The sequence below is a fragment of the Niastella soli genome, assembly GCF_017742245.1.
GTDB classification, from domain to species: domain Bacteria; phylum Bacteroidota; class Bacteroidia; order Chitinophagales; family Chitinophagaceae; genus Niastella; species Niastella soli.
Genome location: NZ_JAGHKO010000004.1, coordinates 1,205,322 through 1,220,359, shown reverse-complemented (window position 1 = coordinate 1,220,359; position 15,038 = coordinate 1,205,322). Strand labels below are relative to the sequence as shown.

The following is a 15,038-nucleotide window of genomic DNA, read 5'->3' as shown; positions in this document are numbered from 1 at the left end:
ATGTGGTTAAAACCCTTTTGGTTAACAGCAATTTGTTTTTTTGCGTTCTGCTCCCGTATGGCTGCCCAGGAATGCACGCCGCATGCGGCTGGTCTTGTGCAGCTGAAAGAAGCATTAGACAGCAACTACCATGATTCACCGGGAAATGCTGGTTTTCGATTTCGCCGTATCATACTGGAAGCCGCATGTGCCGCCAATGAAAAAGATAGAGAGGTGGTGCGGAGAAAGATCGGGTTCATCTGGCACCGTTTTTTAAATGAACCGGTTTGTACCGACAGCTCCAGGCGCCTGGCCGATCTCTTGCCTTACGCCTTTTCTATAGGTTACCAGCGATTGATGCTTCCCGTGGCGAAGGAATGGGAACTGGACCTGAATTTCTTTGATGGAACCAATCGTACCGTATTGGATCTCCTCGATGATGCAATTGCCAACACAAAAAACGCCTCCAGGGCCAGGATGCTTAAAGAGTACAGGGAGATCTATATCGGGTCCGGCGCGCGGCGGCGTGCAGATCTTTCATTTTTTGTCAAAAACCTGATGACTCGTTTCGATGAGGTGAAGCAGTTTGCCTATGGATTGTTTCCTGTACGGAAAAATGGCAAATGGGGCTGGGTTAATGAAAAAGGTGATGTGGTAATACCAATGCAATATGTTGCCATAAGGTACTTTGTCAAAGATCTTTTTGAAGTGAGCGACGATGGAGTGAACTTCTATTATGTTGACCTGCACAACATCCGTGCAAATGGACCCTGGGATGAGCAACTGCCACCCTGGGCTGGCCAGCCGCTTCAGAAAAAAGCAATGGATGCCAATGGCGATGAAATCACAATTTTCTTAAGTGGCGACACTTTGCATACACCAGATCCTACTCCCGAAAATCGATTTGCGTTGATGCCCTGGCATAAAGACAGCACTGATATCATTGGGTATGGCTACCGCGATCGTACGGGTACGCCGTATGGAACCTGGAAATATTATACACCCGCTGGTAAAAAATGGGAACTGTTTTGCGAAGGTTATTATACGATGGTAAAGGCAGACAACCTGCTGGTTAACCGGGATATTGAAAGAAAGTTTCCGGTTTCTTCCGGTGCGAAAGCCAAAGACGACTTTGTTAATGATCTTACTGACCGGATGATATTTACTGGTGAATGGCGATTTTATACATCAGGCCGGATCGACAGGATACTGGTGTTGGATAACAAGGTGTTCATTCCGTATGAGATTTCAGAGTCTGAATATGGAACGCTTACCCTTGTAAGGGCTGCACAAAGCCACCGGATGGCAGGCAACATACTTTCGGAATGCCGGTTTGCTGAAAGTGGTTATCTTAAAAAAATGATGGCAGCAGATTTGAGCATCGATTTTGATAATAACGGTAAGCCGGTAATTCAACCTTTACCCGATCTGGATTTTCCAGTTGGGAATTGATGCCGCTGGTTCTTAATCTTGCAAACATGACAATAATTTGTCAATATCCTCAATGTCATTATATAAATGCGGTGATACCCGAATTGATGTTCCTCGGAAACTTATGACAACTTTGTTCGTTTGCAGTCTGTCTTTAAGTTTGTTTAAGTTAAGATCGTTCAATGGAATACTCGATATGTGTCCAACGCCTAATTCGGTTTCGTCAAAAACGCCAAGGTCTTTTTTAAAGTAAATTATTTTATCTGTAAGCTTTTTGAGTTCAGTTTGAATAAACCCGATATCCCAATTGTCAATTTGCTGTAATGCTGCTATTGACATTGGAAGTAAATTGAATTGTGGAAATTCTCCCATGTCAAATTTCCTTGCGCCATCTCTGTATCCTGTCACATAGGTTGTCAAGTCAGCAAAGTTTTCACTGCCCTTTTTTGTCAGCCAGGAATATTCTAAGGGCTCTCCGATATCCTGCCATTTTTTTGAAACATACATATATCCTAAGCCATATGGTCCCATTAACCATTTGTAGCCCACCGATACTGCAAAGTCGGGCTGAATTTTATCCATATCAATTTGTAAAGCACCTAGTGACTGACTTAAGTCTAATACAAGATATGAACCACTTGATCTTGAAGCATCACTGATTTTTTGTAAGTCTATGTAAGTACCATTTATCCAATGACAATTGGGAAGTGCTATAATGCCTGTGCTTGAATTTATTTTTCCCAAAACACTTTCAGTCAAAGTCTTGCCCCTTTCTTTTTGAACAATTACAATTTTTAAATGCTGCTGGCTGGCTAAATTTTCCCACACATAATAATTGGATGGATATTGTTGGGCAAGGACTATTATTTCCTTTCCTGCCTTTAGTTTAAAATTTTTTGCAGCAACAGCTAATCCATAACTGGCAGATGGGATGAGCGCAATATTATTGTTATTTGTTTGAAATACTTTTGATGCAAGGGTTCTTAATTTCTCTGCATTTGTAAACCAATCTTCCGATGAGATTTTCCAGGGTGTTGCCCTTGTTTCAAGTGCCTGCAACCCTGCTTCTTTCACTGTTTTAAGCATAGGTGACATATTTGAACAGTTCAAATAGGTTAAACCTTCTTCAATTAGAAATAAGTCTTTTTGTGAATTGGTCTTATTAATCATTGACTTTTATTCTGTCAGGTGAAAGACTGTCTAAACGAATGGTGACTGTGAATATACATGATTTTATACATTCTGGGAAAATGTAGTCAATATGCAGTTCCTTGTCAGATAACTAATTTATACCATACTTCCACTTCATGGCCATGGGAGGATTCTGGAGATCAAAGCAGGAGTTATTCTGAAATTTTAAGAAGCTATAGGAGTTCTAAAAACAGGGGCTGTATCCGCCAGGCTGGATGCAGCCCCTCTTATTTGAAGTAAGGTTTTTTATTTTCCGGCTGCTGCAGTTGCAATAACCTCAGCCACCTCTTTTGCCTTTGACATATAGATCGCATGGCTGCCATGTAACTCAGTAACTTTTGCACCGGCTCTTTTGTACATAGTCCGTTCAATTTCGGGATTAATGCTTTTATCTTCAGCTGCAACAATAGCATAAGATGGTTTGGTTTGCCAGGCCGCCTGGGTTAACGGGGTCACAAAAGATTGTGCGGCAATAGGCCCTTGTGAAGCATACATAAAGTCTGCCTGTGCTTTCGGAAGATCAGCGGCAAAACCGGCATGAAACTTTTGTTTATCATAATACACAAATCCTTTTTCATCGGGAGGAAGGATCCCATTCTCCGGTGCAGGTGGAGCCGTTTTGATAAGATCAAAAGTAGTTTCGTTTATAGCTGGAACAAAAGCGGCCACATACACGAGCGCTGCCACCTTCGGATGAACGCCTGCCTGCGTTATTACCGATCCACCCCAGGAGTGGCCTACCAGTACTACCGGCCCATCCTGCTTATCGAGAATTCTGTTAGTAGCTGCCACATCATCATTTAGCGAACTTAAAGGGTTTTGAACAATCGTAACATGGTAACCCTGTTTGGTAAGTATTTCATATACGCTTTGCCATCCGGAACCATCGGCAAATGCCCCGTGAACGATCACCACATTTTTAATGTTCGTTGTAGTTTGTGCGTTTGACATGACAGAAATATTTAGAAGTGAAAAAAATAGTAAAGCGGAATAAAGACCCTTGTTCATATTTTTAAATTTAAATTGTATTTGATGAGTTAAAACCGGAGTTGAACAGTCGTTGCGGTGAACAGTATGTTTTTTCCCGGGCCTACATCCTGTAAGAAATCGCTGGCCTTAAACCAGGTAAATTCACAACGGAAATAAAGGAAGTTATTGGGAACATATTCCAGGTGGGTGGAATACTGCCGGCCAATGGATCGTTGCCCGCTTTTTTTTCCTGAATAGATCAATGCCACATTGGGGCCATAGATACCATCGTTTCTGCTGTACCGCCAGAAAATGTCATAGTCCATATTAAAGAACACCGTGCGTGACAGATCCAGTGCGAAAGAGGGATGGATGTCGAACAGATTGGCCGGCCCGATCAATGATACCAGACCAAAATAGCCGCCCCGTGGGAACAATGGGTTAAACGTTTGCAGTTTGTTATCATTATAGTTGGCATCGCCGCTTATCAGCTCCGTTTTTATTCCCAGTTCCGGCTTCAGGATGGCATTGGCAAACTTATAGCCGGTGTTTACGGAGAATGTCCAGGCGGAGATCTTTTTATCTGCAAAGTGACCAAACTGATAAAGTCCTTCAATATCGTATCGCCAGAAGTGGTTGGCAGTCCAGATCCTGCTGCCTACGGAGTGTCTTGATTCTCTTCCGGTGCCGTCATCAAATTTTGCATTCTTTTTCAAAAGGCCGAAATAGTATACTTCGGCATTGTTCAGGACCGGGAGTTTATTTTTAACCAGGTAAGCACCCCAGAGCTGCGTGTTTTGTTTAAACCCATCATCGAATATTTGTTGTTTCGACTGAACAAAATGCGAAAAGAGAATATCAGCTTTCCATCCGGGATGGGTGTATAATAACCGGACTGCATCAAATGATTGCCTGTTGTTGGGACCGTCACGGACTGCGACTAATCTTTGTGATCCGTATAATAGTTCCTGGCGGCCGATCCTGACCGTTAGCGCTTGTGCTTTCGGCAGTGTAAATGCAATGTCTGCGAACGCCTGGTGCAAGTCTAACTGGTTTTCATCAACAGGCGAGGGTTGTTCTACCTTTCCGTTTGCAAAACTGCTTTGCAGTTGCACAAATGTTCTGAAATGTTTGCCTGCATGGAAGTCTGCATGGGCCAGATAACGGGTAAGGATAAGCCCGTCATCATCTTTAGGTGATTCACCCCAGTTTTCATTTTTAAACCACTGGTACTGGTACCTGATGTCGCCACCAAAGCTGAGATAAGTATTGCCGTTTTTTGAAATCGGATCGAATTTGGTGGTTTTAAACCAGTTCCTGCTGCTATCCTGTTTCAAAATGGAATAATCCTCATCATATCTGAGTTGTTTGAATGGAGGTATCGTTTGTGCGTTTAGTCCGGAAAATAATAAAAGAAACAGGTGTAAGGCTATTACTATTTTCATGTTTAAAATTTTCTGATAATAATTACTCCGGCGATTACCAACAAAACACCTAATAATTTCCAGACATTAACCGGATGAGGTTGAGCTACCAGTATATTGAAGTGGTCAAGTAATATAGAGATGATCATTTGTCCGGCCACTACCAACCCGAATGTGAGGGCCGGACCGATCTTAGGAAAGGCAAGAATAATGACCGTTACATAAAACGCGCCTAAAAGACCGCCACTCCATAAGTACAAGGGTGCAGTTTTCAATCCACTTAATTGTACCTGTTGATGGGTGAGTATGGTGTAGATGAACAGGATAGCCGCGCCAACCAAAAAGGAGATCAAAGACGCATGTACAGGACTTGCTATTTCTTTTCCCAGCCGGGAATTTATGCCTCCTTGTATAGGAAGGAAAGCTCCGGATAATAGCGCCATAATGATCCAGATGTATTTCATACAATTCGTTTTTTGTAAATAGCATTATCAATTGAATACTTACCTGGTCCCAGTAACAGGATCACCAGGAAGATCAGGCTGTAAATGAAAGGCGTATCTTTCTGTAATAAGGAATCATTCCAATGCACCAGGAAATAACCCGTGAGCGTAACAACAAGTGTAGGCAACGTGGCCAACCTGGTAAACAGGCCAATCAAAACAAAAAAGGGAAAAACGATGTTAGCCGCAATGGCGAACGTGTTGTTAAACGCCTCAGGCAAATGCAGCGGATTGGGAATGCTTTCTGACTGTGGTACGCCTATACCAATTTTTTTGAACCCGTGAACAATGGCAATTTCCAGTGAGACTGCCACCCGCAGCAAGAGCATTCCTCCATTAAAAAAAAACGGCAGGGGATGTGGACCGAGGGTTTTTATGATCAACTTTTTCATGCTATTGATTTTGATACCCTCCATAATATTTTACCGGGCTCCAGTCTGGCAGTACTGCGGGAACCGCTCTATTCAGGCTGGAATAATCATCCTCACCATACACCGGTTTGCCATTTACGATGGTAAGCAGGGCGTGAATGGACCTGATATCATCCAGGGGAATGGAGAAATAGTCTTTGTTGAGAATAACCAGGTCGGCATATTGTCCCCTCGCTATTTTCCCTTTCAGTTTTTCTTCACCGCTTACCCATGCGCTACCTGTAGTATACAATTGCAAGGCTTCATACCTGCTAAGTACATCCTGTTTGGGCCAGAATTGATAGCCGCCGATCGTTTTCCCTGTAGTTGCCCAGTGCAGGCACATCCAGGGATTAAAAGTGGAGATCCGGGTGGCGTCTGTTCCCAGCCCGACAGGAACGCCCATGCGAATCATTTTTTTAACCGGTGGAATTTGATGGTCCGGGTCGCCATACATTTTTTTATACAGCTCACCCTGGTAGTACATTCTGAATTGTATTGCAATACCGCCGCCTAATTTCTTTATTCGCTGCAACTCCGTATCGGTCACCGTTTCTGCATGATCAAACAGCCAGCGCAATCCATTAAAAGGAATTTCTTTGTTTATTTTTTCAAATACGTTCAGCATCCGGTCTATCGATTCCCCGTAGGTGGCATGCAGTCGAAAGGGCCAGCGGTTTTGTACAAATAACCGGATGATAGGTTCAAGGTCAGCTTCCATTTTATCGGAAAGGACAATCCTTGGTTCCAGGAAGTTTTCAAAGTCAGCGGCACTGGCTACCAGGTTTTCGCCGGCTCCTTCTGCTACAAACCCATTTGATAAAAGCATATTGTCGTTTTGCCTGAGTTGTTTTGACTTTACCCAATTCTGGTAATCCTGCAACTCTTTTCCATATACCTGGGCAAAAAGGTAATAAGCCGTTCTCAGGGTTAGTTTGCCGGCTTTGGCTAATTCCACAGCAGTTGAATAATCATCCGGATAAAACTGACCTCCGCCGCCTGCGTCCACTACACTGGTTAAACCATATTTATTTAATTCGTGGAAATATTGAAGCGTGCTGTTTAACCTTTCATCATGGTTAAGTTTTGTTGTCAGGGCCAGCGTGGTATAAATGGCTTTGGGTGTTTCTTTTGCGTACAACATACCGGTAGGGGACCCGGTTGAATCGAGTTCAATCAGGCTACCTTCATACCTGGTATTTTTATCGTATTGTAAAGCCTCGATGCCTTTTTTGTTTACAAAAGCTTTCCCATACAGGTAAGTAATAAATACAGGTTTATCCGGAACAGCCTTGTTGATCTCTTCAATAGTAGGTTGTCTTTTTTCTTCAAACTGGTATTCATTCCAGCCGCCTACTACCTTTATCCAAACACCCGGTGGTGTTCGTGCTGCCTGCTCTGTAAGCATTTCCATAGCGCGCTTTAGGGATGATACGCCGTCCCAACGAAGCTCTGCGTTATAATTCAGGCCTTCGCGGATCGCATGCAGGTGGCTGTCATTCAATCCCGGTACAACGGTCCTTCCTTTGGCATCGATAATATTGGTAGCAGGTCCTTTGTATGCTGCAAGTATAGAGGCTGTACTGCCTGCGTCTACTATGAGGCCGTCTTTGATAGCTACTGCCTGCTTAAAATCTTCCGTCTTCACCATGGTAGCAACTTTGCCGTTAATGATGATCAGGTCCGCTTTATTTTGTGCTGACAGCAGTAATGGCAATAGCAGACACGGAATAAAAAGTAATTTATTCATGACGATTTCTTAATTAGTATGGTTGGTGCTTTATTTTTCCCTGGTGTGGCTGATATCCTTGTATGCGTTAGGCAGATTGAAATTGAAATGTAGCCAGTTGAAAAGCAAATAACCTTTGTCGTATTCTTTCATGGTAACTGTTTGCTGTGTTTGTTCCAGCGTTAACCCTTTTTGTACGGCATCCTGCACCTGCTGCCTAAGGGATTGTACATAATCAATGGTATATTTTATGCCTGCTTTATTAGTGATCTTTCCATGACCGGGAACAATGATGGCATCATCAGGAAGCATGTCATATATTTTTTTCAGGTTGGCGGCAGGTTCCAGAAAGTAACCATCGAATAACCAGGGAATAGTGGGACTTTCTGCAATAAAAGGATTGCCTGCCCAAAATACTTTTTCTGCCGGCATCCACACAAAAAGATCGGCGGGAGATTGTGCCGTTCCGGTATTGATCAATTCAACGATCTTTCCGCCCCCCAGATCAACCTTGAATCTATTATTCCTGGCAATGGTTAGATCTGCAGGCCGGTATTTTGCCTCCTCAATACCGCGTCCTTTCCCAAACAGCATGATCATAAACTGTTTGATGCCTTCAAAATTACTGGAAAGATTTTCTTTCGCATATTCATTTTGAATGATCAGGGTGTTGGGTGGTAACAGATAATTGGTAAAACAGTGGTCGCCATGGTCGCTTGTGTTCACTGCATAAAGAATGGGTTTGTCTGTTACTGATCTTATCAGTTTTATTTCCTGGTCAAATAGTCTTTTGTTTAAAAAGCATTCTATCAGCATCACCCCTTTATCACCTACAATAAACCCGCCTGATGTGGCCTGCGGAATACCTTTGGTTGTTTCCGATTCTACTGAGGCTGGTTGAATGGCATATACATCGGTTGCTATTTTATGTAGCTTTAGCTCAACCTTGTTGCCGTCCCAGATGGGGACCTGGGGCGGCAACGGGATTTGAGCGGTACCTCTGAAGTGAAGGGAAATTAAAAAACAGATCACTATCGTGGTTGTAATATTCTTTTTCATCGCTACAATTTTTCCGTACTTGTTTAGCTATCGTTATTTCGAAAGAAAGAAATCCAGGAGGTCTTTTTGAACCTGTGCCGTATTTTCCTGTACTACCCAATGCCCGGCGCCTTTGATATTGGACGCTTTTACATTTTCTGCAACCAGTTTGCAGTGGTCTGCCAGGAAGGCGGCGCCAAAGTATTCACCACCCATGGCCAGCAACGGCATTTTTAATTTGGTCTTCATAAATACCTTATTGTCCTTCGCATCCTGTTCAAAAGCGCCGAACCAGTGGAACGCACCGGTTGTGCCGCCTTTTACGGAATAGGCCCGTACAAATTCATTGATTTCCTCAGGGGTGAATGGATCTTTTACGTGACCTACAACCGGCCAGAAGTTGGTGAGGAATAAACGTTCTTGTCCCGCCACCAACTCACCGGATGCTGGAAACGAAAAGAAGCCAAACCACCAGGCCGAACCTTTCACCTGGCTCCAAACCGGCTCAACACCGGGAAGCAAAGCATCCATTAGGGCCAATTTGTTTACCTCGCCCGAAAACTGCGCTGCGTAGGCGTAGGCTACCATCAGGCCAATGTCGTGACCGGCCAGGTTGATGTGGTCGTAGCCCAGTTGTTTCACCACTCCATGGATGTAAGTAGCCAGTGTTTTTTTATCGTAACCACTATCGGGTTTGCCCGATTCGCCCAGGCCTGGAAGATCCGGTGCTATTACGGTAAAATGCTTGGAGAACTCAGGCAGCAGGCGGTTCCACATGTACCAGTTCTGCCCAAAGCCATGTATTAACACAAGAGGCTCACCTGATCCACCGATCACATAGTGAACGTCGACGCCATTTATTTTAGCTGAGGCGTGTTTGAAGTTGGCAGGAGGATTTGCTGGTTGAGTGGTTGTCGTGTTCTGATTGCTGTCTGCTGAAATGCTGGTAGCTTCTGTTGTTTTTGCAGGCTCACTGTTACAGGCTGCTAATGAAAAGGTGGCAGCAAAAAGTACTGGTACTAATTTTTTCATAATAAGAATCACTTTAAATAGTTTGTTAGTTTATGAGTTTCCGGACCCGAGTGCAACGAGGGATAAGTTTTTTCACATGTAACGATCTTGGAAGCGAGGCCCAAATTCCGCGACCCCATTGCCCATTGCCGATTGCCGATTTATGGTAGTTTACTAAGCCAGTCCAGGATATAGTCCGCGTCCTCTTTCCAGGTGGGCTGGCCTAAAACAAAGTGGTTTCTGCCCTTGAATTCTTTATAGTCCGTAATGGAATTACTGTTTTTATATTTCTGATAATTCGAGTAATTCAGAGAGGCCGGAATGGTATTGTCATCACTGCCCGAAGTCAATAACAAAGGCGCATGCGGATTTTCGAAGTTTACTTTGGCCGCTTTGGTGATGGTATCTCTTACTATCAACTTCGATTCGGGGATGGCAAATTGATAATAGGCTTCTTTCTGTACATCGCAATCCATACCATTGCTAAATGCATATTTCCATTGCTTGAAAGACATCAAAAAGGAGTTTCGCACCGAAGTAAAAAATCCGAGCGGACCCCAACCGGCTTTCAGAAAAGAGAATTTGAAGGTCATGATGCCCTGGGGTGGTACGGAGTGAATGGCAACGCCTGCCACCCCTAATCCTCTTTGAAGCAAAAGCTGGACCATGAGCCCGCCGATAGAATGGCCGATAAGGATGGGCTTTTCAGGAAATTGCCTTACAATTTTGTCGTAATAATCCGTTAATGCGGCCAACCGGTTACCTGCAATATCCTTGTTGGGATGGCTGTTACGCAATGATTCGGCCGAGGCGCTTTTATGCGGCCAGGGTGGGGCAATGGTGTGGTAACCATTGCTTTCAAAATAGGTCTTCCATTCATTCCAGCAACTATGATGAACAAAAGCGCCGGTAATAAAGACGATTGTTTTTTGATGTGGTTTTCCCATAAGTAACAATTATGGGTAGCCCATGCCAATTACAATGCCTTTTTTATAAGTGAATGCAGTTCAATAGCTTTGTTAATAATTGGATAGAACCAAACCGTGATATTTCACGGTTTGGTTGACGGTGTTGCGAAATATCGCGGTTTATTATCATTAATTTTAGACAAAGAGGTTTAATGTATGCTAAAGCTGCTTATATGTTCATTTTTTATTATAACAGCCGTTGTGCCGGCATTGGGCCAGCAGTTATCCAAAAGATCACCCGGTGAATTAAAGTTATTGTTGCAGGAAAGTAAACAGGATAGCAACCGGATCTTAATACTCCACGCTTTAGGCGGAACTTATCTTAATCAAGCATCCAGCCCTAAAAAGGTGAATTTGATGGATACTGCCATTGAGATTTATGATCATGCTATCAGGCTGAGCGATACGCTTCAGCTCGAAAACTTTAAATATGAAAGCATGATGTTCAAAGGGATTGCCTATTGTGTTAGAGGCGATTTAGAGGAAGGGAAAAAAAAACTTTCTGAGTTGGCAATTCTTTATCACGCAAAGGGAAAGATTGAAAAGGAAGCCAGCATCTGGCTATTGTTAGCCAACAACTTAACTATACGAGAGGAAGGCGAAATTGATATTGATGTTTTTTATGATAAGGCGATTACATTATACAACCAGGTTCATAAACCCGAAGGAGAAGCGTTTGCGCGAACGTTCCTGGCAAATCATCTATTTCTATTAAAGAAATATGATTTTGCGGAAAAAGAATTACTGCAGGCGCTGGAACTGCTTCACCAGGCAGGAAGCACTAAGGTTGCCAAGGTCTATTATTATCTTTCCATGGTCAATAGATACCGGGGGGCTTATGAGAAGTCACTTTTATATGCAACAAAATGTGTAGAAAATGCAGCGCGTAACAAAGATACTGCACATATTGATGCGTATTATGGGGAGCTGGCCCTGGTGTACGATGAACTGGGGCGTATGGTAGAATGTAGCCAATGGTATAGAAAAACGCTCGAAGTAAGAATGGAACTAAAGACAGACCCGGCAATTATATTCAGGACCGCAGGTTTTCTTATCCGGCAATTGATAAAACTAAAGAAAAGCAGGTATGCCCTTGCCTTGATGGATAGCCTGGTTACTGTTGTGCCACCTCAAACCCAGATTGAAAGGGCGATCGTTGCGCGAAACTTTGCTTATTGTTTTGATGCATTGAAAAAATATCCTGAGGCCGAACAACATTTTCTTGCAATGACGGAATTCATAAAGAACAGTCGCTGGGATCGCGAACTGGTTTCCGTTTGTGCCATGGATATGGGAAGATTTTATTTGCAGCGGGGACAGTTTAAAAAAGCGCGCACTTATTTGGATTCTGCTTTAGTGTATAAATCGGAGGACAGGCTGTTAGATCAAAAAGAATTGTACAAAATGCTGTTCACCGCAGACTCTGCACTAGATAATAATGCAGCTGCCATAAAAGACCTGCAACAATACCAGTTTCTCAACGATTCCATTTACAATGAAAGAAAAAGCCGGCAGATTGAAGAATTGACCATTCAATACGAAACACAAAAAAAAGAGCAGAACATCCGGTTGCTCGAAAATGAAAAAGCACTTCAGAAAAACGAATTGGCTAAGGAGCAAAATACCAGACACTGGATCGTTGGAGTGACCCTGTTACTTATTGTCTTAATTGGGGTGCTGATAAACAATTCCCGTTTAAAGCAACGTACAAACAGGAAATTACAGGTTCAGCAAAAACAAATTGAAAAGAAAAATGATTCGCTGCAGCAGTTGGTAGCCGAAAAGGAATGGTTGGTGAGGGAGATCCATCACCGGGTAAAGAATAATTTCCATATGGTGATGGGGTTATTGCGTACGCAGGCTGAGTACCTACAGAGTGAAGAGGCCATCCAGGCAGTAACGGAAAGCTCACAACGCATCCAGGCCATGTCGCTGGTGCATCAGAAGCTGTATCAATCAGTGAATTTATCAACCATCAATATGGCCGACTATATTCATGAATTGGTAGATTACCTCAAAGATAGCTTTCAAACAGGTCATACCATCCGGTTCAATCTTCAAATTGACCCGGTAATATGTAATGTGTCGTATTCTATTCCCCTTGGGCTCATCCTGAATGAAGCCGTCACCAACGCCATTAAACACGCTTTTCCTGGTAAGAAGGAGGGGATGATCGATATTTCATTGAAAAGAATTGAGGCCGGTCATTTCCTCCTTGCAATCAAAGACAATGGGGTTGGCCGGCCTGCAGGATTCGACCCGATCAGCCAAACCTCCATGGGTATGAAATTGATGCGGGGGCTTAGTGATGACCTCGATGCCACCTTCCAGGTAAACAGTAATAAAGGCACCGAAATACTGCTTCGCTTTGCAGGTGAAGCGGAATCAAATAACTAATATGAAAGAACAAATTCTTATAGTAGAGGACCAGTTTGTGGAGGCTGAATATTTGCGCTTGTTGCTTGAACAGGCAGGTTATGGTATTACTGGCATTGCACGCTCGGTGCTCCAGGCGCAGGAAATGATCAGGGATAAAAAGCCGGATTTTGTTCTGCTGGATATTTTTCTGAAAGGGAAACAAACAGGGATCGATCTGGCAAAACTGCTGGCAGTTGATAATATTCCGTTTGTATATTTATCGGCCAATTCAAACGAAGAAGTGCTGAACGCTGCCAAGGCTACACAACCCTATGGGTTTCTGGTGAAACCTTTCCGGGAAAAAGACTTGCTGGTAGCGCTTGAAATTGCCAGGTATCGTCATGCGCATAGCCTGGAGGCCCGGTATCGCAAGGAAACCGAGGTGCGCAAACTTTTAAAGACAATTGTAAGCGAAACCGCCACCTGGACGGAAAAATTATTGCGAATAGCCACTGCGCTCCAATCGTTTATTCCTTTTGACTTTCTCGCCGTAGGGTTTGATAATATTAGAGATCCATTTTTTAAAGGCAGGTGCTTTTTAAGAACAGGTTTCGACGAATACCAAATGATTGGCTTGCATGAGTTGGCCACCATTACGGGAAAATCAATGGAAGTATTGATGGCGCTGCAACCGCCAAACCCGGTGGAAGAAATGGCGGCATTTTATAATGGGGTTGCCTTTCATAATATCTGCCGTCAGCCTTCTTTAAGAAAATTATTCGCCGATACATTCCAGTTACATTCACATTTGGAAATGCCTATTAAGCTAATGGATCGAAAGCCTTTCAGTTTTTGTTTGTTCAGCCGAAGGCCGGATGCCTATACTGCTGAGCAGGTTGAACAATTTGAAAGGATCCAGTTCTCATTGATGCAAACTATTGAGAATTTGATGCAGGAGGAGATCGATGAAGCAGCCAGATCGCTGCAACGGGAAACTAAAACAACCGGAAGAACCAAGACAGAAGAAGGGTTTGAGGGGATCGTTGGTAAAAGTCACCTTTTGTTAAATGTATTTGATCATATCTCTCAGGTAGCTCCTACAGATACTTCTGTACTTATACTGGGGGAAAGCGGCACCGGGAAAGAAAAAATTGCCAACTGTATACATAATCTCTCTTCCCGGAAAGAAAAGCCATTTGTTAAACTGAACTGTGCTGCTTTGCCAGCCACCCTGATCGAGTCAGAATTGTTCGGTCATGAAAAAGGCGCATTTACCGGTGCGCTTGATAAAAGGATTGGCAAATTTGAAAGAGCCGACAAGGGGACCCTCTTCCTGGATGAAGTGGGCGAAATGCCGCTCGAATTGCAGGTGAAATTATTAAGGGTACTACAGGAGAAAGAAATAGAAAGAGTAGGGGGAAGAGATACCATAAAAGTGGATGTACGTATTATCGCCGCTACCAATAAAAACTTGGAAAAGGAGGTGGCTGAAGGCCGTTTTAGGTTGGACCTGTACTACCGCCTGAATATTTTCCCCGTTATACTACCTGCCTTACGAGACCGCAGGGAAGATATTCCCGCGCTGGCTTATTATTTTATGAATCAGTACAGCCATAAAGCTGGTAAAAAGCTCAGTGGAATATCGGAAAATGTGCTCAGGAAAATGATGGCTTACAACTGGCCGGGCAACATTCGTGAATTGGAACATTTGATAGAAAGAAGCGTGTTGCTTACAAAAGGAACGGTCATAGAAGACATGCTGCTGCCGACAGTTGAAAAAAAATCCGGGATCGCAGATGGGGAAGATGCTGCCATGAAAACGATTGTCGAAAATGAAAGAGATTATATCATCTCGGTATTGAAGAAATGCAATGGAAGGATCTGGGGGCCCGGTGCCGCTGCTGAAATACTGAATATTAACCCTTCAACATTGAAATCAAAAATGAAGAAGCTCGGCATAAAAAAGGAATACATTAAATAGTCCACATTTTATGATAAAGATGATCTACTGTAGCAACGAAGATCTC

12 protein-coding genes are annotated in these 15,038 nt (G+C 43.3%); 3 read left to right on the top strand and 9 right to left on the bottom strand.

The genetic code is table 11. The features are described 5' to 3' along the window. A complete protein-coding gene (locus J7I42_RS19680; RefSeq protein WP_209140561.1) occupies positions 1-1,431 on the top strand; it encodes a WG repeat-containing protein in 1,431 nt (476 codons plus the stop codon). Positions 1,432-1,443: 12 nt separating this feature from the next. Here the strand turns inward: J7I42_RS19680 and J7I42_RS19675 are convergent, their stop codons facing one another. The 9 genes from J7I42_RS19675 to J7I42_RS19635 all read right to left on the bottom strand — a co-directional run bounded on the left by J7I42_RS19675 (position 1,444) and on the right by J7I42_RS19635 (position 10,632). After that, positions 1,444-2,580: an aminotransferase class V-fold PLP-dependent enzyme gene (locus J7I42_RS19675; RefSeq protein WP_209140560.1), complete on the bottom strand. Its 1,137-nt coding sequence runs from the start codon at positions 2,578-2,580 to the stop codon at positions 1,444-1,446. A 267-nt stretch (positions 2,581-2,847) separates the two neighbouring features. Next, positions 2,848-3,552 carry an alpha/beta hydrolase gene (locus J7I42_RS19670; protein WP_209140559.1) on the bottom strand — a complete coding sequence of 235 codons (705 nt, stop codon included), beginning with the start codon at positions 3,550-3,552 and terminating at the stop codon, positions 2,848-2,850. Between the two features lie 86 nt (positions 3,553-3,638). Then, entirely contained in the window at positions 3,639-5,015 is a 1,377-nt protein-coding gene (locus tag J7I42_RS19665) for an alginate export family protein (RefSeq protein ID WP_209140558.1), read from the bottom strand. A 2-nt stretch (positions 5,016-5,017) separates the two neighbouring features. Further along, a complete protein-coding gene (locus J7I42_RS19660; RefSeq protein WP_209140557.1) occupies positions 5,018-5,458 on the bottom strand; it encodes a DMT family transporter in 441 nt (146 codons plus the stop codon). Continuing rightward, the gene (locus J7I42_RS19655; RefSeq protein WP_209140556.1) at positions 5,455-5,889 is read right to left on the bottom strand and encodes a DoxX family protein; all 435 of its coding nucleotides are present in this window, start codon (positions 5,887-5,889) and stop codon (positions 5,455-5,457) included. Before J7I42_RS19655 ends, J7I42_RS19660 begins: the two co-directional genes overlap by 4 nt. Before the next feature lies 1 nt (position 5,890). Continuing rightward, a complete protein-coding gene (locus J7I42_RS19650) occupies positions 5,891-7,657 on the bottom strand; it encodes an amidohydrolase (RefSeq protein WP_209140555.1) in 1,767 nt (588 codons plus the stop codon). A 30-nt stretch (positions 7,658-7,687) separates the two neighbouring features. Next, the gene (locus J7I42_RS19645) at positions 7,688-8,695 is read right to left on the bottom strand and encodes a hypothetical protein (RefSeq protein ID WP_209140554.1); all 1,008 of its coding nucleotides are present in this window, start codon (positions 8,693-8,695) and stop codon (positions 7,688-7,690) included. Between the two features lie 33 nt (positions 8,696-8,728). Next, the gene (locus tag J7I42_RS19640) at positions 8,729-9,706 is read right to left on the bottom strand and encodes an alpha/beta fold hydrolase (RefSeq protein ID WP_209140553.1); all 978 of its coding nucleotides are present in this window, start codon (positions 9,704-9,706) and stop codon (positions 8,729-8,731) included. A gap of 140 nt (positions 9,707-9,846) precedes the next feature. Further along, the gene (locus J7I42_RS19635) at positions 9,847-10,632 is read right to left on the bottom strand and encodes an alpha/beta hydrolase (protein WP_209140552.1); all 786 of its coding nucleotides are present in this window, start codon (positions 10,630-10,632) and stop codon (positions 9,847-9,849) included. Positions 10,633-10,809: 177 nt separating this feature from the next. On the opposite strand from J7I42_RS19635, the gene J7I42_RS19630 reads away from it, so the two are divergent. Both J7I42_RS19630 and J7I42_RS19625 read left to right on the top strand, forming a co-directional pair. Beyond that, positions 10,810-13,050, top strand: a complete 2,241-nt coding sequence (locus J7I42_RS19630; RefSeq protein WP_209140551.1) for a histidine kinase dimerization/phosphoacceptor domain -containing protein — start codon at positions 10,810-10,812, stop codon at positions 13,048-13,050. 1 nt (position 13,051) lies between these two features. Next, positions 13,052-14,992, top strand: coding sequence for a sigma 54-interacting response regulator (locus J7I42_RS19625; protein ID WP_209140550.1), 1,941 nt, complete (start codon positions 13,052-13,054; stop codon positions 14,990-14,992). Positions 14,993-15,038: the final 46 nt, after the last annotated feature.